18 protein-coding genes and 1 pseudogene are annotated in these 26,006 nt (G+C 39.2%); 8 read left to right on the forward strand and 11 right to left on the reverse strand.

Going from position 1 to position 26,006, the window contains the following annotated elements; genetic code table 11:
- Positions 1–114: 114 nt before the first annotated feature.
- A complete protein-coding gene (locus QRD02_RS11930; RefSeq protein ID WP_290255185.1) occupies positions 115–690 on the reverse strand; it encodes a hypothetical protein in 576 nt (191 codons plus the stop codon).
- A gap of 183 nt (positions 691–873) precedes the next feature.
- On the opposite strand from QRD02_RS11930, the gene QRD02_RS11935 reads away from it, so the two are divergent.
- Together QRD02_RS11935 and QRD02_RS11940 are read left to right on the forward strand one after the other, a co-directional pair.
- Positions 874–1,002, forward strand: a complete 129-nt coding sequence (locus QRD02_RS11935) for a hypothetical protein (protein WP_290255186.1) — start codon at positions 874–876, stop codon at positions 1,000–1,002.
- 144 nt (positions 1,003–1,146) lie between these two features.
- Positions 1,147–2,133 carry an aldo/keto reductase gene (locus tag QRD02_RS11940; protein WP_290255187.1) on the forward strand — a complete coding sequence of 329 codons (987 nt, stop codon included), beginning with the start codon at positions 1,147–1,149 and terminating at the stop codon, positions 2,131–2,133.
- A gap of 146 nt (positions 2,134–2,279) precedes the next feature.
- Here the strand turns inward: QRD02_RS11940 and QRD02_RS11945 are convergent, their stop codons facing one another.
- From QRD02_RS11945 to gntA, 4 genes are all read right to left on the reverse strand, one after another.
- Positions 2,280–4,430, reverse strand: a complete 2,151-nt coding sequence (locus tag QRD02_RS11945) for a peptidoglycan DD-metalloendopeptidase family protein (RefSeq protein ID WP_290255188.1) — start codon at positions 4,428–4,430, stop codon at positions 2,280–2,282.
- A 358-nt stretch (positions 4,431–4,788) separates the two neighbouring features.
- On the reverse strand, positions 4,789–5,370 hold the full coding sequence (locus QRD02_RS11950; RefSeq protein WP_290255189.1) for a DUF1989 domain-containing protein: 582 nt from the start codon (positions 5,368–5,370) through the stop codon (positions 4,789–4,791).
- Positions 5,360–5,974 carry an FMN-binding negative transcriptional regulator gene (locus QRD02_RS11955; RefSeq protein ID WP_290255190.1) on the reverse strand — a complete coding sequence of 205 codons (615 nt, stop codon included), beginning with the start codon at positions 5,972–5,974 and terminating at the stop codon, positions 5,360–5,362. Before QRD02_RS11955 ends, QRD02_RS11950 begins: the two co-directional genes overlap by 11 nt.
- A 171-nt stretch (positions 5,975–6,145) precedes the next feature.
- A complete protein-coding gene (gene gntA, locus QRD02_RS11960) occupies positions 6,146–6,832 on the reverse strand; it encodes a guanitoxin biosynthesis heme-dependent pre-guanitoxin N-hydroxylase GntA (protein ID WP_290255191.1) in 687 nt (228 codons plus the stop codon).
- A gap of 392 nt (positions 6,833–7,224) precedes the next feature.
- On the opposite strand from gntA, the gene QRD02_RS11965 reads away from it, so the two are divergent.
- Positions 7,225–7,815, forward strand: coding sequence for a DinB family protein (locus QRD02_RS11965; RefSeq protein WP_290255192.1), 591 nt, complete (start codon positions 7,225–7,227; stop codon positions 7,813–7,815).
- Positions 7,816–7,951: 136 nt separating this feature from the next.
- Here the strand turns inward: QRD02_RS11965 and QRD02_RS11970 are convergent, their stop codons facing one another.
- Positions 7,952–8,395, reverse strand: coding sequence for a hypothetical protein (locus tag QRD02_RS11970; RefSeq protein ID WP_290255193.1), 444 nt, complete (start codon positions 8,393–8,395; stop codon positions 7,952–7,954).
- Between the two features lie 341 nt (positions 8,396–8,736).
- On the opposite strand from QRD02_RS11970, the pseudogene QRD02_RS14430 reads away from it, so the two are divergent.
- Positions 8,737–10,661: pseudogene (locus QRD02_RS14430) on the forward strand (BCCT family transporter).
- 149 nt (positions 10,662–10,810) lie between these two features.
- Here the strand turns inward: QRD02_RS14430 and QRD02_RS11985 are convergent.
- The 3 genes from QRD02_RS11985 to QRD02_RS11995 form a co-directional block, all read right to left on the reverse strand.
- Positions 10,811–11,149 carry a hypothetical protein gene (locus QRD02_RS11985; RefSeq protein WP_290255196.1) on the reverse strand — a complete coding sequence of 113 codons (339 nt, stop codon included), beginning with the start codon at positions 11,147–11,149 and terminating at the stop codon, positions 10,811–10,813.
- A gap of 285 nt (positions 11,150–11,434) precedes the next feature.
- Positions 11,435–12,118 (reverse strand): site-2 protease family protein, encoded by a 684-nt coding sequence (locus QRD02_RS11990; protein ID WP_290255197.1) that lies wholly within the window; start codon positions 12,116–12,118, stop codon positions 11,435–11,437.
- A gap of 250 nt (positions 12,119–12,368) precedes the next feature.
- Positions 12,369–14,414 (reverse strand): ATP-dependent helicase, encoded by a 2,046-nt coding sequence (locus tag QRD02_RS11995; RefSeq protein ID WP_290255198.1) that lies wholly within the window; start codon positions 14,412–14,414, stop codon positions 12,369–12,371.
- Positions 14,415–14,502: 88 nt separating this feature from the next.
- On the opposite strand from QRD02_RS11995, the gene QRD02_RS12000 reads away from it, so the two are divergent.
- From QRD02_RS12000 to QRD02_RS12010, 3 genes are all read left to right on the forward strand, one after another.
- Complete coding sequence (locus tag QRD02_RS12000; RefSeq protein WP_290255199.1) at positions 14,503–15,837, forward strand: GIY-YIG nuclease family protein; 1,335 nt, start codon at positions 14,503–14,505, stop codon at positions 15,835–15,837.
- Between the two features lie 800 nt (positions 15,838–16,637).
- Entirely contained in the window at positions 16,638–20,111 is a 3,474-nt protein-coding gene (locus QRD02_RS12005; protein ID WP_290255200.1) for a toxin-antitoxin system YwqK family antitoxin, read from the forward strand.
- Between the two features lies 1 nt (position 20,112).
- Positions 20,113–21,843, forward strand: coding sequence for a hypothetical protein (locus tag QRD02_RS12010; RefSeq protein ID WP_290255201.1), 1,731 nt, complete (start codon positions 20,113–20,115; stop codon positions 21,841–21,843).
- Between the two features lie 202 nt (positions 21,844–22,045).
- Here the strand turns inward: QRD02_RS12010 and QRD02_RS12015 are convergent, their stop codons facing one another.
- Positions 22,046–22,462 carry a cupin domain-containing protein gene (locus QRD02_RS12015; protein ID WP_290255202.1) on the reverse strand — a complete coding sequence of 139 codons (417 nt, stop codon included), beginning with the start codon at positions 22,460–22,462 and terminating at the stop codon, positions 22,046–22,048.
- A gap of 434 nt (positions 22,463–22,896) precedes the next feature.
- A complete protein-coding gene (locus tag QRD02_RS12020; RefSeq protein ID WP_290255203.1) occupies positions 22,897–24,054 on the reverse strand; it encodes a zinc-dependent alcohol dehydrogenase in 1,158 nt (385 codons plus the stop codon).
- Between the two features lie 497 nt (positions 24,055–24,551).
- On the opposite strand from QRD02_RS12020, the gene QRD02_RS12025 reads away from it, so the two are divergent.
- Positions 24,552–25,901: a hypothetical protein gene (locus tag QRD02_RS12025; RefSeq protein WP_290255204.1), complete on the forward strand. Its 1,350-nt coding sequence runs from the start codon at positions 24,552–24,554 to the stop codon at positions 25,899–25,901.
- Positions 25,902–26,006 lie beyond the last annotated feature (105 nt).

A 26,006-nucleotide genomic window follows, 5' to 3' on the forward strand; every position in this document is an offset into this window, starting at 1 on the left:
AGGAATGCGACTGGTTTACAGGCTAAAGATGCCTATGTTACAGTGAAATAAATTCTTGAGGAGTGAAGGTCTCGCCACCAATCCAATCAAATCAAATTATGATTAAAGGAAAAATCAGTTCCGGCCGGCATACCATTCTTCTTCCAATGAATGCGAAACGAGCCACGAAAGGTCTTCCGGAAAAATAACCACATCTCCATACCATAAATTGAAGAGCTCTTCAGATGCCTTTTCGGCCAAATCTGCCATTTTCAATTTTAACAATGGGGCAAAGTTCAAATAATGCAGATATACATCCTCGTCCCGCAGCCCCAATCTTGTTATTGCTTTTGTTAATGCATCACTTGCAGATTCAATGGAACCTATTGGCTTTAAAGGCGGTACGTACCGCAACGGATTGATGCTGGGGTATTGATCAAACAAAACGGGAAGTTGGTTAAATGCCATCGATTCTCCCCAAGCCATTGTATAAGGATGATCGGGGATTTTCGAAAGAGCATCTTTTAAGTGTGGCGCCCATTCTTCTTTTATGCCCACAAGGTCCACCATCGTATACTCGATATTTGCTCGCTGCAGCGTTTCCAAAATCTCATTAAAGGGAAGAACTTGGGTCTTAAGAAAATCCTCTGCTTCCAATCTCATTTGCAACTTCAACTTCAAAATTTGTAAACGTTCGATATTCTGTGACATCTTCATTTTTCAATTGCTCTTTACGTATTGTTTTACTTGAAAGGGGCGGATAATTTCTGTAGAAGGGATTTTTCTTTCGTAAATTTAGTGATTCAAACTTCGGAAATATTATTTTTATAGAATTCATTTTTAAAACAAGTAACACAAATAAATTTTATATCCACTATTAAAAAACTCTGCCTTATGGATGATAAAGAAGAAGAAACACGACCAGAACAAAGTCCCGTTGATCCCGAAAAGAACAATGCGAAACAGGAACGTGAATACAGAAAGGATAAAAGAGACGGAAAATTGGATGGAGAGGAAGAGTAACACCAGCTTACGTAGAACCAAGTCCAATCTTTTTTTTAAATATAACCTTTTATTAACGCCCAAGAAATAGCGAAGTTTCTAATTTTAAAATTATAACGATTTAGGCTGACATAATTTACGCCTTTATCAAATTAGTGAATTGCTATGAAAAAATTAGAAATAAACAAGGCCCATTCCCTTGGCCTTGGCGGCGTGGCCATTGGTACCGCCTTTGAAGATATAGGCGATGAGCGTGCCGAAAGCATTTTGGAACAAGCTTGGGACCTGGGCATCCGTTATTTTGACACTTCTCCTTGGTACGGGCTTACCAGAAGTGAACGGCGCTTTGGTGCTTTTTTAAGAAAAAAGCCGCGGGAGGAATTTCTTTTTTCCACCAAAGTAGGGCGCCTGTTCAACCCGGTGGAGCAAAGCGAGGTGCCGCCAACAATGTGGGAAAATCCATTGAATTTTGATTTTAAACATGACTATTCTGCTGATGCGGTTAAGCGTTCCATTGAGGCCAGCTTGGAAAGAACGGGACTCGATAGCATTGATATCGTATTTGTTCACGACCTTTCCGAGGATCAGGTTGGCGACCGGTATGATTACCATTTGGAAATTGCTAAGAAAGGTGCCTTTAAAATCTTATCCGATTATAGATCGCAGGGCATCATAAAAGCTTGGGGAATAGGCGTTAACAAGATAAAACCCATTTTGGATTGTATTGAAGCTGCTGATCCGGACATTTGCCTTTCGGCAACCCAATATTCCATTTTAGAACATGAGGAGGCAGTGGATAGGCTATTGCCTGCCGTGCGGAAGCATGGAGTGAAATTAGTTTCCGGCGCGGGTTATAATTCTGGCTTTATTGCAGGACGGGAGCGTTACAATTACAAGCCCCACATACCGAAAGGTATGGAAAAGAAGCGCGACAAAATTGCGAAGATCGCAAAAAGTCATGGCACCGATATTATTGCGGCGGCCATACATTTTGTGCTTGCCACAAAGGAGTTTGCCGCCATTATTCCCGGAGCAAGCAAGCCGGAACAGGTTGCAGACAATGTGCGGGCCTGGAAAAGTGAAATCCCAAAGGCATTTTGGAAGGAATTGAAGAAAGAAGGATTAATTTATGAAAAGGCGGAAATTGAATAAAACTTTTATCCTAAAGCCTAAAACGTCCCATTAAATTTCCCTTATCCCACAAAGCGTGAAGAGCTTCCAATTTTCCCTGTAGGTTATAACCAAAAAAGGAAAAGCAGGCTTTATATTTATTCGGCCTGCTTTTTTTCAGTGGAATTCTACTTGGACCAAATACCTTCGTAACGGGCTTTATTCCCATCCTCATAACCAACTACACATCGGGTATAATAACCTTTTGAAAGCATGTCAGTATATTCTGTTTGGTATTGGGCTCCGGATAAATGGTGCTTTTCCCACCAGGCATTGTAGTCAGGTGCATTTTTATACCATATCCCGCTCAATCGTGGTTTGCCGGCTTTTACGTAGGCATCCAAATACACCAATTTAAACTTTTTGGTTTCTGTATAATCCTTAAAGGCATCCTTAAAACTTTGTAGGGTCATATCCGGACGTAAATAAAAACCGCCGGTATTTTTCTTCTCCCACAGAGCGGTAACATAGGTTTTTGAACCAATACTCACACAGGAAACATTTGCGGGTACCCACCCGGCCTTATGGTGCTTTTCAAAGTTCGCCTCGTGCCAGGTAAGCGATTGGCCGTGATACGCCATCCACTTAACGGCATTGTCCTTTTTCCAAACTGCCGCATAGCGCAACTTGCCTTTCAGCAAATAGGAATTGATGTTTATCAGCCTATATCCGGCCTCTACCCATTTATCAAACTCTGTTTGGTATTTCTTGCCGTCCATATTATGGCGGGCTACCCATGCCACATTTTTGGAAGGACGGAAAATTACGTTGAAGTAGGTTTCGCCATTAACATCAAATCCATCTACCCAAATTGGATAATAGCCACAGGTCCAAATTTTATCGAATTCCGATTGATAATTGGCATTGGAAATTCCGTGCTTTGCCACCTCGCCCCAATGCGTCGGATATTCGCAATACGGATGGTCCATGGAAACATAGGACGCCTTGCTCTTCTTCCCAGGAATCCCTTGATTATTGAGCTTAGACCAGTTTATATTGGATTTTGGGGTTTTGTAGTGCTCCTTTCCAATGGTATAACCCGTGTTGAACAATAAAGGTCTAAAGGCGCCACTGTCCGGTTCGCTATCGCTTTTATAGGTTTTTAAATGAATGTGCAAATGCGGTGCGGTGGAATTGCCCGAATTGCCAGCCTTTCCAAGCACGTCTCCTTTCTTTACCTTCGCTCCGTTTTTCATTAAGCTACTGGTGAGGGAACCTTTTTGCATATGGGCATACAAGGCTACCACATTGCCATGACGGATATAGAAATGGTTGCCGCCGCCGCCAAAATCAAAAGAGCCCCAAAGTTCGTCCTTTTGTTTTTTCATTCCCGCATCGGATCCATCGGGTTTCCAGTTGTTCGGGATGTTGTTCTCAAAATGGAGCACGGTGCCATCAGCCATTGCCCTTATGGGTTTGCCCCATATGCGATACGATTCATTTTTCTTCTTATCATCCCACAGGCCGGTAAACTTTTTATCATAGCCTGCCACGCCCAGATCATATGCAAAAACCTGACTACCGCCACCGTGCATTGAATAGCCGGAAACAAACTCATTCTCTCCAAAATCGGCTTTGCTGAAGGGCAGGGCGAGGGCGTGGGAATAAGGCTGAATGTTTTTGGTAACGGAAAGGGCTCCGGTATAATTTTTAAAATGAAAGCTAAGCTTTACTTTATTGGGATAGGGCGCATCCAAGAAAACCACATCTCCATTTTCATGGTATTCGCGGCTGTTCTGCCACGTGGCGGAATGATCCTTCTCTATAACAAGCTTGTCGGAAGGCAGAAAAACATCCTTTTTTACCGTAGTATTTTCAGTTTTGTATTCAAGCACCACCTTGTCCAGATCAACGGTTTCCGAGCCTTTATTATATATCCTTACCCTAATGGACAATTGCGCTAAAGGTGGTTCTTGGTTGGTAAAGCCCGGCGTAGGGTGAAACAGCACCACGTCACCTTCCGTTGGCTCCATTACAAACTCGATGTTGTCAGGGGAATTGGCTCCTCGTTTAAAAACCTGGGCATGCACCATTTTAGGATCAAAGCGCGTTGGTTTGTCCTCGGTAAATTTGAAATGTCTTACTTGAGCTATAGCTCCCACGTTTTTTAAGGTAGTGGCAGAAACCCTTGCCGATTTTCCAATTGGATTTTTTCGGATAGGCGATTTTTCAGCTGGTTTGATGATAGACCTGGAAGCCGGCTTTCGCGCGGTTGTCGTTTTTGCGGAAGCTACCTTTTTTTCGGAAGCCTTCGCCATAATGGTTTTCTTGGCAGTCATAGTTTCAACAGTTTATGGAGTTAGTTAACATGTAAGAAACAACTCGGAAGGAAAATTACCGAATAAGAAGCACGAGGCTTAAAAGAGGAGAGTTTCATTTGGTTAGCAGTATATAAATGCTGACCAACGTAAATGTAGTAAATTACTGAATACCAATTGTTTTAAAATTATTTTTTTAAATAAAAAATAATTTTATGTTGTTTATAGTGCAAAAATTCTAATATTACAAAAGTTAGGTCCACTAATATTGTATCGAAAAAACGCACCTATTTGTAAGACAAATGAATGAATAGGAATTTGATAATTATAAGGGCTATTATATTTCAAACCCAAAAAATTGTTTCTTCACAAAAATTGATTATTCCAAAATCTCATAATGGATCGGTTTAAACCTGCCGCCATTGCTATCTTCCGCTGAACAGGCCGTAAGTGCCACGATGAGGTCCATTTCGGCTTCGAACAATACAAAGTCCCCGGCTTTGCTTAAGGGAGGCAATACACTTAATTTCCCATCGGCGGCAAACTGTACGTTCATAAAAATATTAAAGGCCGTTGGTACATCATCTGGTTGGATATCAAATTGTTTGAGATTGGTGTACAAATTTTCGAAACAACTGGGATGGTAGCCTCCATAATTATACATTATTTTAAATGTTTCGGGGCTGCAGGGGGCCAACAGAAAATCGTTACGGCCATTGGTGTCCTCCAAAATTCGCATCATTTTGTTGCTTCTGTTGCTCCATAAATAATGGTTGGTGGTAATGAGAATTGTTTCTTCAAAATCCAGAGTTTTGCCTGACGAAATCTTTTCCCGGGTATCGGAAGCATTGAATAGTACCATGTCGCTTACCTGTCCACCTATGGGATCTATCACTTTTAGTTGTTGTCCCTTTTTCAATGTAAAGGCAACGCCGGATTGTTTTTCGATTTTACAGATCATGCTTTTCGTTTAAAAGTTTGCTTATGGGATGCAATGGACATTCCGCAGTGTCATTCAACTTTTTTTTGATGGTTATAATATCTTTCTTTTCAAAACCTTGATGGAGCTTTTCTATTCCCACCGCCTTAAATGGAAATAACCAAAACCCGGTTATATTCTTAAAATTTTCAGCCCACATATCATCGGGAATATCCTTACTAGCTATGGGATGGGATTGGTCTTTTTCAAAATGATCGATCAATTGGTCCAAGGACCAATGTAGCTCTTCCTCGGTCTGCAACTGTATCTTGGCATTAATATGAACAGCGGTATAATCCCAAGTGGGAATATTGGGATCCGCATACCAAGAAGAGGAAACGTAAGCATCGGGTCCCTTAAAAATGAGCAGCATTTCCTTATGGTCCATAAGATGCTCCCGCATTGGGTTATGATTCGCGATATGGGCAAACAGTTTATAGTCGGACGCCGTGCCATCTACCAATACAGGAATATGCGTGGCCAAAAGCTCCTCCCCTCGCATCACCACCGTGGCAAAGGGATGTTGCTTTATAGATCTAAAAATATATTCTGGATCGTTATTTTTATACTTGGGGGGTTGGTACATTTTTCGAATTGGTGTTGTTGAAAGAACCGATATTATTTTATGGTTTAGGGGAATAAAGTTACAAACACGGCTTGAAAAAACAAGTAATGAAAATTTTAATATTGAAAAGGCGCAGGAGAAAGTCCTACTTTATTATTTGCCAGTCCACCATATTTACTGCCGATGTGCACTCTATGATTTTGCGGAATGGAAAGGACATTTCCACTGTTCGCCCACATTTCTACCGCTATATTGCCGCGCCTCACTGCTCTCTCCGAAATCTTCCAAAACAGGATTTATATTTCCCTGTAACGCTGCGTCCCGTTGCCTAATTTTGTCGCGCACTTTATGATATGCTCCCATTTCGCGCAGTTTTTCAAATTGCCAATGCAGGTTAAAAACTAGTGTTACATACGGAGCCCGTCTTGCCAACCTTGAGCTTTTTGGGTGCATTCCTACAACGTAAAAGGCGCGGCCCCCAATACTGAAACTGAAATTTGAATTTTCCGGATCATCACTTACGTTCGGGTCCCATTCATCCGTATCCTTCTCGTGGATAAATTGCAATTGCCGCCATAAAAGATTTTCAAACTCTATTTCTGAAACTGTTTCCGCATTGGGAAAAACTGCGATAAAAGTTTTGAACTTGTTATCGGTAAAATTATAATTTTCCAAATATACTTTCAGGTCCTTCAAGATTTCCTTAGCCGTGGTTCTGCTTCCAAATGTTTCATAATCATGGATTTCATAGTCGCCCATAGAGAATACTGTATTTGCCATAATACAGGGATGCTTTTGTTCAATAATGAAATTCTTGAATTTCTCTTCAATCTGTTCAGGAAAGTATTGGCTTGAGTGCAAGGGAGTAGTCGTTTTCATTTTTTTTATTTGAAATTTATAATGAAAATCCTGAACAATAATCCACTTTAATAAGCCTTTAGCAGAGGTTTAATAGATTTTTAAGATGCGAAAAGGGTTTGTGTTATTAGCTGTTTGAAAAGTGTCAGTATTTCAATTAAGATGTATATACTCCCAAAAAGGGAATTCATATTTTCTTTTAATTATTTCAATATTAAATGTTGGTTAGTAAAAAGCTAAGAATATGCTATATGAGAATACGGTAAAAAATTTCCCATTGCCCCATGCTTTTTGTCGTAGATGCCCCATTATTTAGAAGAAATTCTTTTCTATTTTTACAGTACACAATTGAAAATGAATTATCTAGACAAGTGTTCAAAAACTTTATCCATTCAACCCAAAATTCAAAAGCCATGAAATTTATATTCACTACCTTTTTTCTTTTATTAGTTGTCCTGCCCATCACTGCACAACACGATAAGCAGTATCTGTTGGATTATTTTGCCCAAACCGAAAACCGATTGCAAGAAGACATTGCTGGCCTGAGTTCGGCGCAAATGTTATATAAGGCTACGCCCGAAAGTTGGTCCATCAGTCAATGTTTGGAACATATAATACTAACGGAGAAAATGATTTTTGATATGATAAAGACCAATCTGGAGCAACCGGTGAACACCGCCTTGGGCGTCCCAGTGAATACTGATGAACAAATCCAGACTATGGTAACGGACAGAAGTTCCAAACACAAAGCCCCTGAGGCCTTGGTGCCGGAAGGAAAATACACCTCCCCCGATGCTGCGCTTTCAGATTTGCAATCAGGCCGAATGGAGATATTCGCACTTATTGACGCCACTCCGGATGCGAGCCTACGCAGCCACGTGTCCGAAACTCCCGCTGGAGTGGTGGATGCCTATCAAAACTTACTTTTTCTTGCCGGACATACAGCCCGGCATACCTTGCAAATAGAAGAGGTGAAGGCCGAACCAGGATTTCAGAAGCTTTAGGGATACAATCTGGGTAAGAGTCAATTGCCTTGGCGGATTCAATTGGTTTGTGCTGGACACTCGGCGATAAATGGCCAGAACGGGATTAAGAAAAAATTCATGGATAAAGTGAGTTTTTATCGCATAGGGCTTTTCTTTATAGCATCATAAAAATCAAAATCTCAATGGGTATTTCACCTGATACGGTATATAAAACAGGGTTATAGTCCCCTTTTCCTTGTCGAAGATATTTTCCATCCCACGTATACAGCACGGTTTCGTAATCCCCTTTTCCCTGCCGCACATATTTTCCGTCCCACGTGTATAGCACGGGATTATAGTCCCCTTTGCCCTGCCGTAGATATTTGCCGTCCCAGGTTGCCAAAACTGTATTGTAATCTCCTTTCCCCTGGCGGATGTACTTATCCGTTAGTGTATATAGTACGGTTTCATAACTCCCCTTGCCCTGCCTGAGATACTTGCCATCCCAAGTAGCCAAAACGGTATTGTATTCTCCCTTTCCTTCCCTGATATAGCTTTGGGAATAATGGATCAATGGAAAAAGAAACAGCGTAGCTATAGCAATGAATTTAATTGACATATTTTCTTTCCTTTTAATTTTTAAAATTAGAACAATATAATAATAGAGAGGCCTTTGGCAAAATTTGTTATGGTTTGAAATTTATTTCGTTTTCATTAAAAACCTTTAAAGGTCTTTTCGTAGTAGGACGACAATTTCCAGTTTCTAAAAAATCGCTTCACTAAGTTTAAAAACTTGTGTTTTTAAATATTTTTTCTTGATTGTGCAGTAATTTGATATTCCAAAAATTTGGAGAATCCTCAGGTTTTATTTATTAATAAGGAAATATTCATTTACCTTATGGTTATAAAAAACTGCGGACTATGAAAAAGAAATTACGATCAACCTTCAGCTGGGGAATTATGGTACCCAGTCTAATTTTTATTCTAGGATTAAGCCTGCTATCGGCGCTTCTGCCACAATTTACCCAAAGCCTTTTGGAAATTGCCAAGGAATATATCTTTCGGAATCTCAATTGGGTTTATGTTTGGTCTGTAACTTTCTTCGTACTGGTTTTGATTTATTTAATGATCAGCAAATACGGAAAGATTCGTTTGGGACCCAACGACAGCAAGCCGGAACATTCTTTTTTCTCGTGGATTGCGATGCTCTTTGCCGCGGGTATGGGAATTGGGTTGATGTATTTCAGCGTAGCGGAACCCATGCAGCACTTTTCCGACCCATTGTTTGCCGGGGAACCGTTTTCCGCTCGTGCCAAAGACGCTCAATTGTTCACCTTCTTCCATTGGGGAATCCATGCGTGGGCCATTTATGCCGTGGTGGGGCTTTCACTTTCTTATTTCGCCTTTCGTTATAGACTGCCACTTTCCCTGCGCAGTTGTTTCTATCCATTATTAAAGGAAAGGATAAAGGGAAATTGGGGAAATGCCATCGACATTTTTGCCCTCTGCAGCACCTTTTTTGGAATTACCACTACTCTGGGCTTTGGCGTAGTACAAATAAACGCCGGCCTGCAAATTCTCAATGTCCTGCCATCTACCGAATTTATATATCAGGTTTTAATTGTGGCAACTTTAGTGTCACTGGCCATTTTCTCGGCCACAACTGGGGTGAATAAAGGAATAAAAGTATTGAGTAGCATAAACATCATTGGCGTGGTTTGCCTATTGATTTTTGTATTGGTCTTTGGTCCAACGGTATATTTAATAGGCAGCTTTACCGAAGGTTTAGGCTATTATCTCAGCAATTTTATGGAGCTCACTTTTAGCACGCATGTGTATAATGAGGAGCGCCTGCCGTGGTTTTATAATTGGACAATACTGTATTGGGCTTGGTGGATCTCCTGGTCTCCTTACGTAGGTCTGTTTATTGCCAGGATTTCTAAGGGAAGAACCATTCGCGAGTTTATAGCGGCAGTATTAATAGTACAATTTGGATAGATTTTTATGAGGCCGGCGGCGCGCTGAGCCAATTGGCCACCAATGCCGATGCGCTTACTTTTCGGCTTCTGGAATATTTGCCGCTTACTTCCATTACCAGTTTCATGGTGATTGCCATTATCATTATCTTCTTTGTCACTTCCGCCGATTCGGGAATTTTGGTAATGAACAGCATTTCTACAAAGAATTTCCCGAAATCCCCCAAGTGGCAGATGGTATTTTGGGGGGTGGCCTTAGCCGCTTTGGCATTGCTGCTACTGAACGCCGGTGGGTTGCAATCGCTGCAAACTATGACGCTTTTGACCGCCCTTCCATTTTCAATTATAATGATTCTTTTTGTGGTAAGTCTTTTGAAGGGACTTATGGTTGACAAAAGTTATTATGACCGAAAACTTTCGGCATACACCGTTCCTTGGTCTGGGGAATTTTGGAAGGAAAGGTTAAAGCAGATTATCTCCATAAACGATAAACCGTCCGTCGATACTTTTATTCAGACTACCGTCAAGGCGGCCTTTACGGATCTTCAGATGGAATTTCAGCAAAATGGAATTCCCACGGAAATAAATACATTGTCAAACCCTACGCGCATAGAAATTACGGTACAATATAACCGATTGAACAATTTCCTTTATGGGGTAAAAAATCAATCGCAGACAGTTTCAAACTTTGTAATCGAGGAGAGCAACCTGCCCAATGTGGAAGATAGCAAACGCTATTTTCCTGAAGCCTATTTCGGGGATCAGCGCGAAGGTTATGACGTACAATATTTCACTAAAAACGAATTGATTTCGGATGTTTTAAAACATTACGAACGCTATTTGGAAATTGTTGCTGCGGAAGAAAATGAATTGTTCGTAAGTAGTGATGCCAATAAGAGGATGTATTGATTCCTCTTTCAATATAACCAATGCAGAATGCATCCATAATTAAATAATTCGATACTTCCCATAAAATAAAAGGCAGATAATCCTAGCCAATAAAAAAACCTATATCATAAACTGATATAGGTTTTTCAACATTATTACCAATAATATTTTTATTGGTTTCTTTGATTTTGATCGCGTTGGTTCTGACCGCGCTGATTTTGATCGCGCTGACTTTCGTCCCATTGATCCTCAGCCTGATTCTGACCTTGCTGGTTCTGATCTCTTTGGTTTTGATCTTGCTGATTTTGTCCTCTTTGGTTTTGATCTTGCTGATTTTGGCCTCTTTGGTTTTGATCCTGCTGATTTTGGCCTCTTTGGTTTTGATCCTGCTGATTTTGATCTCTTTGGTTTTGACCTTGCTGGTTTTGATCTCTCTGGTTTTGATCCCTTTGATTATCACCCTGTTGGTTCTGATTCTGTTGGTTCTGATTTTCTCTTGAATTGTTCATAGCTGTAATTTTTATTATTATTAATATTTCTAAATTACACCACTATTATAGATAAAATAATATATAATCTGTTAATTGGATAATTTTTAACCCAATTTATCCGATAAGGTTCGTTTGGTTTTCAATAAAGCACTTCCTTCCTTCAATATCATATTCATTGAAAATTTAATTTGATATTTACTACATAACCGAAACGCTATAGCTTTTTTAGATTTGAAGAAGGTGGTTATAGTTTTAATCAGCAGTTCAAACGAAAAGCGCCAGTCTTTCAAAGGCCAAACCGCTTTATAAAGGAATGCGCGGATAATTGTGAATTTCCTTTTCCTGCCCATCCTTTACATTAAGAATTTTACTGGGGCGAAACTTTTCGGCAATTTCCCTCGCCTTATTACATGCATCCTCTTCATTGTCAAAAGCTTTTACCAATTCCTGGTTATGGTCGAAAACGTACCACTGCTTTTTCCCGCCGTGCCACTGCACCCGAAAGGTTCTCTCTTTTAGAATGGAATTTCTTCCCCTCAAAATATCCAAAATTATTTTACCATCACTAAAATTCCCATCGGGATAAGGCATGGGAAGAAGTGCGAAAAAAATGTAGTAAAGGGAAAAATAGGTAAATTGATAAGTAAATATGCTGGTTTCTATTAACTGTTGCTGTATCAAAATGATTACGGCAACCAACCCCAGCAGGTTAAATAAGCTTCCTCCCGCGAATATCAGGATATTGCTCCATTTTCTGTTAATGCGTAAATTTTCAAAGGTGCACAGGCCGTACCAAAAGTAATATTTACGAACTTCGATCATTCCCACTTTAAAGATTGGTTTACCCGTGCCCACACTCACTTTAATGTTTTTCCCACCCATCAACCATGCGAAAAAAACATGGCCGCCCTCATGCAAAATTGAAATGAGCGGCATTACCAAAAAGAAGGCGAGAAAGAATTTCGGTAAGTCGCTAATTTCAAACATTTCCGTTGTTTTTTATGGGCGGCGTAGAGACATCCCCAATTTCTTATGGGTTAAGACGTTGCATATAAGCAATAATACCTACAAATATTATGAAAATGAAAATCGAAAAAAAGAAATTAACAGAATTTAGAAACAGGTTTTGGGTATCAACCAGCTTTGAATTCGATCTCAGCTTTTAGCGTAGATGAGATTGAATTAAATCACTGAAAAAGCCATCTACTAAAGCATAAATAGTAAACGAATATATCCCTCAACTAAAATCAAATCCAAAGTCCAAATCAATTTTGTTTTCCTTCTTGGCATCCTGAGCTTTGGAAAAAGTAGTATGCGGCTGTTCCTGCACTACCAGATTTTCTGGAAGGCCTTCCAAAAAGTAAGCGCTATTTATTTCCTCTTGGGAAAAGGGATTCATTGCATTGCTGTGGTGTGCATTCAGGGAGTCGGTGGTTCGGGTAATAATCAGTTCATTCTTGGCCCTTGTCAGCGCTACATACAGTACGCGCCTTTCTTCCTCTATCTCGTCCGTGCTTCCCAAGCTATAGGAGGATGGATAGGTTTTTGGCGATACATTCAGGACAAAGCATACGTCGGCTTCCAAACCCTTAGCGGAATGCACCGTGGAAATAACCACATGATCCTTATGTTCGGTAGTTTTTATTTTGGAACCTTCCAACACCGGGCTGCCTCCTAGGCTAATTGAATTGTCCAAAATACCTTCGGTAATAAATTCCCCGAGGGTGGAATAGTGTTCGGCCAATAATTCCAAAACCGGAAAATCCCCCTTTCTCTTTTCCTCCCAATCCTTTGCATATTTAAAGGCCAGGTCCAGCTCCATCTCCTTATACAATTCCTTTATGGCCTGCCTTACATTGCCTTTGTTGTTTTGGACCGCATTGTAATAGGTTTTTATTTTTTCGCCTTCCTTTCCGGGAATAATACTTTTTAAAAAGTCGCCATCCAGCTTAACACTATCCACGCCCATTATCTCCTTCAAATAATTGCTCGCCCTTACCTCGCCTATTCCATGTGCAAAAGTGAGATAGCGCATCCAAGCTATTTGGTCTGATGGATTGTTTACCACCCTTAAAATCGAAATCAGGTCCTTGATGTGTGCCGCTTCCAAAAATTTGCGACCGCCATAGGTTTCATAGGGAATTTTCTTTTGCAAAAATACTGCCTGTAGGGGTTTTGTATAATACTGGGACCGACTGAGCACTAAAAAGTCTGAAAACATCTTTCCCCCCTCACGGAAGTCCGTCAATATTTTTTCAGCTATATAATTGGCCTCCTCAAATTGGTTTGATACATTCACAACAACGGGCATCTTTCCTGGGCCTCTATGGGCGGTCAGTTTCTTATCATAAATAATGGGCGAGCGCTCGAGCAGCCAATTTGAAACGTCCAATATTTCCTGCGTAGAACGATAATTCTTGTTCAATTTCTTTACTTCGGAATCCTGAACGCGTTCGCCGAAGGAATGTACATTTTTAAAATCCGCACCTCGGAAGGAATAGATGGACTGGGCATCGTCGCCCACGCAGAAAAGTTTACAAATATTTTCAAAAGGCGCCAGTAAATACCATTGCAACGGATTAGTATCCTGCATCTCGTCCACCAGAATATAATCATAAGCCTTGGAGAGTATTGCCCTGGCCTCTTCATCTTTATGCAGCCTATTTCCCACTACCAGCAAGAGGTCATCATAGTCCAGATATTTTTGCTCCATTTTCAAGGCTTGGTATTCCTTTATTAACAGTTCCAATACCGGTCTCAGTTCCTCTATTTCCTCATTTGTTTCAACGTCATCCTTGCCTCGGAACATTTGTTTTCTGATGGTTTCGGTGAGGTTGGTTCTGGTATTGCGCGCAAAGGAAAACAAATCCAGAATCTCTTGGGGCTTTATGCGTATCTGGCCATAGATTGTCTTGTCCTTGCCACAGGCCATTTTCATCAAGCTGAGCTGATCGTCCGAGTCGATTACCGTATAATTGGCCGCCCCAAAAAGATTTGGAAAGCTGCTGATAAGCTGGTTGCACCAACTGTGAAAGGTGGAACCGTTGAGCGCCTGGGCATTCCTTCCCGGAATTCCAGCCTTCACCCGCTCCACTATTTCACTTGCGGCACGTTTGGTAAAGGTGAGAATTTGGATCTTCTCAGCCGGGGTGCCATTTTCGATTAAATGTGCCGCCCGCCCAACAATGGTTTTTGTTTTTCCCGTGCCCGCCCCCGCAAGTAATAGTAAATGTTTTCCTTCAAAACGAATGGCTTCCTTTTGCTCTTGATTATATATTTCCAACGCAATAAATTTTTGGCATAAAGATAAGTGATATAACCCATACTTGGAAATATTCCATAATTTTGCCGTTTTTCCAATTTAAGTTAAAATGAATTTTTCCTTTGTCAGCGTAAAAGCTTCCAGCAACAACATTAAAACCGCCAGATTATTACAAGTGACTATCTTAGCGGTGGAGGATGGCGATGTTATTGGGAAATTTGAGAGCTATATAAAGCCAGTTCCCCGGTTGACATTTGCTGAAAGAAATAGTATTCCGGCCGAGTATTCAAAGATAAAATCCGCATCGGCCTTTTGTGATGTGGCAATTGAAATGATTCCCTTATTGGAAAACGGCCAGACCATTTTTGTGGACCGATTTTCGGAAAGGATATTCATCAAGAGTTTTAGGGAAATCGGATATCCCGTGGGCAGGGCGACTTATCTTTTACAACAGATTTTTAAAAAGCGCCAACCCACCACAGTGCCCTTCACCCTCCCCTATGCCCTTCAAAGCCTGAATTTGAAAATGAAATTGGACACCTGTTTAGAAGAATGCAGGGCCATGAAGCAAATATTTTTCGACCTTTTGGAGAGGAAGACCGCTGTCGCAGAAATGCCTACCCCCATTTGCCGAAGGGAGCCGCAGGTAGATTTCAGCATGCTGCCCACCACCCCGGGAGTATATTTCTTTCGGAATAAGGAAGGCGAAGTGCTTTATGTGGGCAAGGCGGTCAATATTTTAAAAAGGGTACGGAGCCATTTTTCCGCAACCCAGATTTTTGAAAGGGAATTGTGCGAACAAACCGCCTCGGTTGATTTTGAGGAGACGGGCAACGATACGCTGGCGCTACTATTGGAATCACATTATATCACTACCCTTAAACCCCCATTGAACACCAGCCAAAAGGAATTGATAAACCCTTATATCATTACTTCCAAAATGGATAGCAAGGGTATTTTACGAGTACAATTGGTACAGAAATCCTATGTGGATAGTGAGAACGAGTTTTATTACAATCGGGAATCGGTATTGAAGAAGATGCTGGAAGTGCAACGCAAGTTCGGGCTTTGCCGCCGATTTACGGGGATTGAAAGAAGTGCCTCCCAGTGTAGTGATAAAGAGTTTTGCCGGGGTATATGTATTGGCGATGAAGGGAAAGATATTTATAATTCGCGGGTGCAGCAAGCCCTTGATTATATAGTGAATGAAAGACCCAGTTATATTTTAAAATTAAAAGGTCGGAATTCTTACGAATCTGCCTGCATCCTGGTGAAACAAGGAATTTACCAAGGATTTGGATTTATTGGGAATGAGGAGCAAATCAATTCCGTGGCTGATATTGAAGGATACATTAAAAAATATGCCCATAATTATTTTACTTCCAGAATTATTGATCAATATTTTTGTTCGGGGTTTAGAATGGATAATTGTTTGATTGTTTAATTGTTTGATGGTTTAATTGTTGAAATGTTGAATCGATGAATCGTTGAGCAGTACCGTTATTGCGAGCGCAGCGTGGCAATCCCATGAGGCTGCTTTTTATCATGATTAGGAACTATACCTCGGCAGATTGCTTCAGTCGTGCCTCCTTCGCAATGACGTTTGTTTATGGATTGTTGGATTGTGGGATTGTTTGATGGTGGGATTGTTGAGCAGTACCGTCATTGCGAGCGTAGCGAAGCAATCCCATGATGCTGCTTGTTCTCATGATTGAAACTACACCTCAGCAGATTGCTTCAGTCGTGTCTCCTTCGCATTGACGTCTGCTTATGGATTTTTGGATTGTTGGATTGTTGAATCGTTGAATTGTTGAGCAGTACCGTCATTGCGAGCGTAGCGAAGCAATCCCATGATGATGCTTGTTATCATGATTGAAACTACACCTCAGCAGATTGCTTCAGTCGTGCCTTTGGTCGCTCGTTCGCAATGATATCTGCTTATGGATTTTTCCTTTTTAAACCTATTTAAAGATTGAAAATTAGCCCAGCTGCCAACAATTTATAAACGCAATATCGGTTTGAGTGTAAACTTGAACCGTTTTTTATTTTAATTCAATAACTTGTAGCCTAAAATAAAATGGATTTCAAATCGATACTTCCTTTATAATATACCATACTATTGGAAAATTTAATAGAAACAAAACACGTCTAATCTCACCGATTATTTTCTAATAACTACACAAATAAAGCAGAGCTTTTATTAACTCAAGCCTCAAAATTACACTCAAAAACATCTTGACATTTATGGCTAAAATTATTTTTTTCATTTCTCTAGTTCTACTCTTGTTTTCGAAAATTGCCATTGCACAGCCTGGTAATTTTTACAATTATTCAAGTGGTACAGATAGTATTTTTTTGAAAAAGAAATTAGTTGTCAGAAATGCTTCTAAGGATACGTTAGAAATTGCGGCATTAAAAAATGGCAAAAAACACGGAAAACAAACCTTGTTCTACAACAATGGAGAGGTACAGCGAATATCAAATTTTAAAAATGGATTGCTCAACGGAAAAGTAGAATACTTTGCACAAGGTAATGAAGCTTTGATTCGACTTGAACATTTCAAAGCATTTCCGAAAGAAGGTATATCAAAATTACACGGTGTGTATAAAAGTTTTGACTCTAATGGCAATCTCGCCGAATTTACCCATTATAAAAATGGCATCAAAAATGGAAAATACGAATTATACCACAACAATGGAAAACTAAGGGAAAAGGGAACATATGAGGACAACCTAAATATTGGCAACAAACGCTCTTTTACTGCTGATAGCAAATTGCTCCGAGATGAAAATTATATTATTATCGACAATCCCAAATACATTGAGCCTTCCAAAGAAACAAACGCCATAAGCGAAGACATTAAAAGAATTCCAAAAGAACCCAAAAAACTTTCTGTATTACACGGTAAAGTAAAATATTATGATTTCAATGGAAATATTTCAGCAGATTTCACCTTCAAAAACGGAAAAAAAGATGGCTTAAACAAAGAATATCACCAGGATAATAACAATACCTTAAAATCGGAAGTGGTTTTTAAAGAAGGATTGGAACACGGAACTTATGTTCATTACCGTTCAAATGGAAATTTAGAGAGAAAAGGGATCTATTATCGTGAGATTGCAGTTGGCGATACGATTCTTCAAAATGTGTATGACGGCACCATTGAAGTTTACCAAGAAAACGGAAAAAGACACCGTATAGAAAATTGGAAGAACTTTAAAAAGAACGGCGTTCAGGAAAATTATTATTATAAATCGGGCGAGTTATCTGAGCGTTCTTATATTATTGACAACCTATTGAGCGGAACTGTCGAGCGTTTTGACAAAGAAGGGAACAAAACGTATGAAGCTTTTCACGAAATTGTGGAGAAAGAAGGAAAAAATGTCTCCCAGCAAATAGGAACTGAAACCTATTGGGAAAAGAACAAAATAAAAACTATCGTTGAATGGAAAGATGGAATGCAAAATGGAGTAACTAAAACTTATTATGCAAATGGACAGCTGGAAAAAATAATGCATTTTGAAAACGGAAAACTGCACGGTTCTTACCAAACATTTAATGAAAATGGGCAGCTGACAGAGGATTACAATAAACATATTTGGGCTGGAACAGGAAATTCTGAAAATGTGGGTTGGAACACAGTTTATGATGAATCAGGAACTATTACACGAAAGTTTTATGCAGACGAAACAGGAAAAAACCTTATAGAACACAATTTTGAAAATGGAAAACGAAAGGAAATGGGTGTCAACAATATATTCAAATTGACTTTTTCCGAATCACATCAACTAAATTCCGTTCATTGGTTACATTGGGCTGGATCCTCATTAGGTTTTGATTTGTTCAGCAACCAACAAGTACGACGAGTCCAATTTTCAATGGATAAACTTCCTGCTTTAACTGCAAATTTCGCTTCTAACGGTGATGTGGTTCAAATAGTGGACGCAACCGGAAAACGTATTGAAAACAAAACAGCGATTGAAACAGCTGAAAAAATTGTTCAACAATACAACCCAAAATGGAAAGATAAAAAACTGGCTTCTGACGATTTCCCGGATGGAAAATACCAATGGAAATATGCTGACGGCTCTGCGTTCTTTGAACTGGAATTTAAAGATGATCTGTCGCACGGACAATGGATGTTGCACAACCCGATTATTAAAGACACCCTTTTTTATGGCGAGTTTCACAAAGGATTTCCCGTTGGAAGTTTAGTTAGAAAAAAAATAGATGGTACTCTTGAATTACGACAAGAATATTATCCGAACCACCATTTGAAAGAAAGTTACAGGTATGATAATGACGGAATGATTAGCAATGTTACAAAAAACGATACGCTTGGTAAGCAGACTTTTTCCGAAGAATATTATGAAGGCGGAATTATTAAAAATAGAAATTTCCATACTTCGAGCAGCTACATACACTTTTCCGCAAAAGGCGATACTATAGGATATCGATTGTTAGCACCCAGTAAAGATTCCATAATAATCAGGCGACAGTTTTATGATGATAACAAGTTGAAATCTGACAGGCAGTACAACTTGACAACAGGCGGTGGCTATGTAAAAACCTATTTTGAAAATGGGCAGATTCAGACTTCACACCAATTGAATAATGATAAGCCACACGGCGTTTATCAAAAATATAGCGAAAGCGGAACATTACTCACATCAGGTAATTTTAAGGATGGGGAACGACACGGAAAATGGATAAATTACAACGAAAACGGAAAAGAAGAAATTTCGTATTTCAAGGACGGTGAGATTTCCATTGAGGATATTGCTGAAACTGAAAATGCCGAAAGCAGCTGCAGATGTTATGACACTTCGTTGGCAGGAGGTAAAATAGGGTTTGCCAATTTGTTAAACTACTTTGCTGATTACAAGTCCATAAAACCCTATATTCCAAAAAGTATATTTCCAGTAAACGCTTGGAATTACGACAAAATATTCTACGTAAACCTTAATACCCATAACGACAGAAGAAGTGGTGCTACAAATTTAAAACTCTTGTTATTTAATGATTTTTCTTTTTATTACCCAACAAAAAACCACCTTAATATAACCCTGAACCCTTGTAAAACAGAAGGATATATTGGCAATATAGATGCAAATGTGAGTTACAACTTTGAAAGCAAAGAAGTAATGTACGCCCAATTAAGCCCCAAAAGAATTTCAGTAGGTTTGGAAAACAATCCGTTGGGCGATGCCAAGGATAAAAGTGTTTATACCGCTTATTTTGATACCGATTATATGAATTTCAATGCAAGTGGGATAGAATCCATCCATTTCTCAAAAGAGAAAAATGAGTGTTATCCGTTGGGGATTATCAACGATTTTATGGAAATAAAAATTGAAACCGCAAATTTAGAAATTCAGCCGCACAACAGATTATCCAATGCAGGTGTTCCACTTTTGGCGAGTGAAACAAATCAATTTTACGGATTGGAAATCAATGCTGCAGCTATCAGTTTTATGGTTGATGCGATAAAAGTTGAAGCCTCATGCGATAAAATACTTGCCGGCGCTAATTATGTTGCGGGTAGACTATCTGTGGGTGGAAATCTGACCAAGGAAGATGAATTTACACTTGCAGACGGAAAGGGGCTTATCAATATTAAAAACCTCCAAAAGACATTAGAACAAAATGGTTTTTACCGAGTGAAAACAGAAGTAATTGAAAACAGACTAATGATTGAATTTTATGCAGAAAAATAATATGAAAAAATCATTGTACATACTGCTTACTATTATTTTTTACCACCTATCAGGAAATGCTCAGGTTGTTGATGTTTTTCAAAATAAAGAATATGAGTATTCTACTTATGTTTTAGAGGCTACATCAAATAAAGAATATGCTCCATCTAAGTTGGAAATTTATCAGGATAAGAATAAAGAGGAAAACAAAAATTGGCAAAACATAGAAAGCCAATTAAATACGATTGCTTTGCAACAAATTGAGAATGAAATAGCTTTCTTTCAATTGCATACCAAAGCGGTAAATTACCTAAAACAGTTAGAAGAGTTAAAAAGACTTGAAAATCCGCGTCACGAAGGTTCAAAATTCAATCCCTCATTTAAGAACCTGAAAATTAATTTGGTGAGCGTTGTGAATAATCGGGGTGTTTACTTTATTCAATATAACTTTGATGATGTTCACGTAAAGAATTATTATTTAGCAGATTATCAAAATAATAAAGTAATAGAAATAAATGAAGCTCCCAATGTAAGGCAACAGGAAGCATTAAAAAAAAGTACGTTATCCAGACTTACGGCTCTGTATCTTTTGCAAACAAAAAAATTGGAGGTAAGTAATGTAGAAAGAATAAGGGCAACACAGTCCGAAGAGGAAAAGCTGCCAGATTTTTCTAATCGTGTTGATTATTCCGAAGCATTGGTTTACCCGTATTTCTCAGGATTAATGATAGAGTTTCCTGCCAATTCAAAATCATCCGGAATTTTTGACAATAAAGCTTTCAGAGTATTAGTGACCGGAAAAGAGCTCACTGAGGTACTGGATGTTTTTCCGGATTTTAAACCAATTTTCAGGCAACCATTAAAACATCCCACTAAATCTGTAATCGAGATATTAAATAATGACCAAAACTTTGATTTATCAAGATTTAGCAGAGCACCGAAAGAATTACAGCTGTTAGAAAGTTTGCCTCTTTCCCAAACCGATAAAAAGCCTTTTTCATTAACGATAAGTAACTATCAGAAAAGCGATACCATAAAAAAGTTTATAGGAGCTAAAAAATTTCTCTTTGATGAAAACGGTACTATCTTAAGAATAGAAGAACGAAACGACAGAAATGATATAGCACGAGAAGAAAAATATTCATACAACGAAAGTAATCAGCTAACCGATATTCGAATTTTAGGCTATGGCAACAATCTGAAACTCCAAAATTATGATAATGACCTATTAAGCTACGTTCAAACTATAGAGATTGAAGACTACCAAAATGCTTATGGCAAAGAACTTAGGGACTTAAATATTCACGAACAGCATTTTGCGTATAATACTAATTACCGTTACGTTTTAGAGTTTAATGTTGTTGGGGATTTTGACCAATACAGAACAATACAAAGCAGACATATTGCTGACAATGGATACTGCACTTACAATTTTTGTTTACTCACCAATAACGATGGACAGGTTATTGCCGTGAAGAAAAACACAGGTTCGCCCATGGATATATTATTAAATTCAAAAGGTCAACCAATAGAAAGCTACTTGGATAACAATAGGCATCATCATAAATTTACATACGATGATAGTGATCGAATTAAAACATTTTCTACAATTTCCGACCGAAGAAACACAAATTTTAATGAATATCAATATCATGGGAATATCGAAAAACCAGTTACCATTACCGAGACAAAATCAGATCATTCCACTACTATACTAATTCAAGAATATGAAATTGCATTTTGGGAGGATTGAAATAGTCACCACCCAAACAGATATTTATAAATGTGACGCTTAAATTTTACGAATGAGGTTTAATGATAGAAGCAACATCGGCAAATCGACTTCCTTCCCGATTAATTAAAAAAGCCCTTTTGGGGCTCTTTTATTGTGGAAAATAGTAGTAGGAATTTATTATTTATTCCTTTCATTTTTTGGAATCCAGCATAAAGGAGCGTCAGTCGAATGTAAACTCTTCTTTTTCTTCAATTGCCAATGTCAACAGGAAAAAACTACTGGTTAGTGCGATTATGCTATATGGAATATTATTCTGCAAGGCCACCATTTGGCCTTTTTTCAATTTGGAGTTTTGCTTGTCTGTTAGTACTTCTATGAGACCCTCCAATACCTGTACACTCAGCACTCCGTTTGATCTATGAGGTTTTAATGCAGCGTTTTGATGAAGGCCCATAAGAACAATTCGAAGGCTGTCTGACTTGAAAAGGGTAATGGAATTCCTATCGCTGTCCTTCCATGATACCTCCCCTTTTAATTGTTCTATCAAAGCGATTAAGTCCATTTCCACCAAGGGGGCGTTTAATAGCCGGTTTCCCTCTGGGCGTTGGGGAGTAGCGTCATTAGCTTTGTATTCCACGATAAGTTAATTTATTATTTTATTTCTATATCAAAACGTAAAAATGCCACAACAGGCATATTAATCTCCTTTTGTATGTTTATGCGGTTTTAGCGAAGGCGTGTTACCTGGAGATTTCTTATTGTCACGTTGACGTTTGTCTGGCTTGCCCGTGGACTCTGCAGTTTTCTTTGGACCTGGTTTAATTCCCATAACATTTGGTTTTAGTTATTAATAATTTTAATTACAAGTTCTAAAATTTTAGGGGATGTGGTTGCTAAAATTTTGTAAAAGTTTCAGGTTTATTTATTCCCCCAAACTAGGAGATTGTTGACGAAGGAGTGATTATAGTGCAATGGGCAGGTAGCTATTGGCTGTTAGCGATAGTAATGGAACCGCCACTTCTAAATGGAAAGTGGCGGTGTATCATAAAATTAGTTTATAATGGTTGATGCTTAAGGAGTCAATACCACTTTTACGCAGTTATCCTTTTTATTATTGAAAATATCATACATCTTTGAAGCGTCGGCCAATGGAACCTTATGGGTTATGATATCATCCAGCACCACCTTCCCCGTATTTACCAAATCTATTAAATGATCTATATAGTTATGGACAAACGCTTGGCCGCCTCTAATCTTTACGCCTTTGTCGAACCATTGATGCACCGGAAAATTATCGTAGGGAGACCCATAAACCCCCACAACGGTAACCGTACCTCCACGTCTTACCGCATCTAAGCAGTACCCGATTATTTTCATGGTGCCAACTTCGCCCTGAATCAAGTTTTTAGCTCTAGACAGGAGGCCATGTTCGGCTTCCATCCCTACGGCATCTACACATACATCGGCGCCATAGCCTCCGGTCATGTCGCGAATTAGCTGTACGGCATCTGATTTCTTGCCGTTGATAACTTCAACATTGGCGGCCTTTTTTGCCATCTCGAGTCTGTAATCCTCAATATCAATTCCTATTACACGACCTGCGCCCTGCAACCAAGCGGACTTCATTGCCATAATGCCCACGGGGCCACAGCCAAAGACTGCCACGGTTTCCCCTCCTTTCAATTCTGCCCAATCGATGGCTGCCCAACCTGTGGGAAAGATATCGGTAAGGAAAAGGGATTGGGAATCACTGAGGTTTTCAGGGACAATGCGGGGGCCGTTATCTGCATAGGGAACGCGCACGTATTCGGCTTGGCCGCCACTATATCCTCCGTAAAGATCTGTGTATCCAAAAATGCCACCTCCTTTGCCCTTTACGAGTCCACCTTCGGGGCCGTAGTTTTCGGGGTTACTATTTTCACAATGGGTGGGAAGCGCCATATTGCAGAAATGGCAACTGCCGCAGGAAATGGGAAAAGGCACTACTACCCGATCCCCTACCTTGAGATTGCGCACGCCCTGGCCAACTTCCTGGACAATCCCCATAAACTCATGGCCCATTACCATATCCTTGGCCTGGGGGATATAACCATTATAAATATGAAGGTCGGAGCCACAGATTGCCGTGGAGGTAACCTTTAAAATGACGTCCTTACTATCCTCAATTTTTGGATCATCAACTGTTTCTACCTGAATATCCTTGGGTTTGTGGAATACTGCTGCTTTCATAATTTTTCTTTTTAAGGTTTAACTTTGAATTTTTTATTTGAAATTAAATAACCCAACTTGAAATTTTGATAAATAAAACTTAATGTTTGAGAAAAAGTTCTATCAAATCCATATTGCCGACGTGGCCGTCCATATCATCCAATGGGTTACAGCCCCCCGACTCTACATTTTGCTTTGAAGGTTTATTTGATTTTTTTACAAAATGATGATTTCGATACATTGACAATTGGGAAATACTCGAATTGACAGGCATGGAGTTAAAGAGAGTATCAGGAACGAGCAAGGCTAGTAAATGTTACAGAGCAACAGTAAAGTAGAATTCGTATATCTTTAGAACTAACGAATTCGCTTGAAGCGGGATATTTTTGCGAAAGGCTAGATGGATGCCGTAGATAGATTCTAAAATTTACTTAACTTTTCATGGATTTATGAGAATGCATCCTAAAATATCGCTGTTATTTTTTCTCCTTACCCTGGGAATATTTGCACAGGAAAATATGGATTCCAAATTGCTGTTGAAGCGAATTGACAAAGGCTTTCAATTATTGGAGAATAGTCCCGAAGAAGCATTTAGGGAATCGAAAACCATAGAAATGGAAGCCCGAAACCTAAATATCCACGAGGCGGAATTGCCTGCCATAGTGATACAATGTATTTATTACAGGGGGAAAAATGATTTTAAGGAGATGATGACACGGGCCAAACTGTTACAAAAGAAGGCGGAAATGTATGAGGAGGTTCCCTATCAAATAATGGCAAAAAGATATCTATTTGAGGCTTATTTTTTTAGTGGCTTGCCCAAGAGAGCATTGGAGGAGCTGGAGCGGGGTCTGGAAATCGCCAATGGGTTGACTAGGGAAGATTCCCTGAGCTTAGTGAGCCGGGGAAATATGAGCATAGCTATGTCCAATTTTTACGCGAGGGAGGGGGATTATAGGGAACAGTTAAAATTTTTGCACCGCGCGGGCCGAGAGTTTGAAAAAATGCCAAATAAGGTCTATAGAAAGAAACTTCTTTATATTCATTACGCTAATCTTGCGGCAGCATATAATGAAATAAACAAACTCGATTCGGCCAAATATTTTACCGGTCTTTCCCAGTCATTAAATGAACACCTTTTACAGGACAATACAAATAATACCAATTTATGGGTATTGGGCAGTGTTGCCATGAAGGAGTATGACTATAAAAAAGCATTGCGCTATTTTAAGGAAGCCGAGAAAATGGAAGGGTATAAAAACCATTTGAATATAGAAAATCTGTACAATAACATTATTCTATCCTATACAGAATTAAAGAAATTGGATTCCGCGAGGATTTACGAATTAAAAAAGGATTCATTAAAACTGCGTATCACCGAAAACCAAAATAGGTCGCTTCAAAATCTTCTGAATGAAAGAAGCGAAAACCGGTTTCCCTATGTTTATGTAATTACATCGTTCTTTCTAATTTTCGCAGGAATCTTGTTTGTGGTTTTAAGGAAGAATAAAATTTATAGGCAGCAGGAACAAGAAAGCCGGAAATATTTAGAGAAATTACCCGGCACCCGAATTTCCAGAAATTACACACAGCTACTCCAATTATTGGAAGAAGGTGACCCTTCCTATATGAATTATTTTGATGAGATGTTTCCGGATTTTGCAAAAAAACTGTTGGCTATAAACCCACAGATAGTGCAATCGGAAATAGAATTCTGTTCCCTGTTGAAGCTTAAAATACCTACCAAGGACATTGCACGGTACAAATATATTACCCCGAAAACCGTACAGAATAAAAAATACCTGATCCGCAAGAAGTTGGACATTCCCAAAGATGTGGACATTTACCAGTGGTTTGACTCTTTTTAATTATACAGGTTGCCATTTTTAAATTTTAGGGGCATCGGGAAGATTTTGAGGAGGCGTTTTTTTGCTTAAAACCTTCTTATCCAGTAAACTTGTTTATGAATTTTT

It is taken from the genome of Aequorivita aurantiaca (genome assembly GCF_030410135.1).
GTDB lineage: Bacteria > Bacteroidota > Bacteroidia > Flavobacteriales > Flavobacteriaceae > Aequorivita > Aequorivita aurantiaca.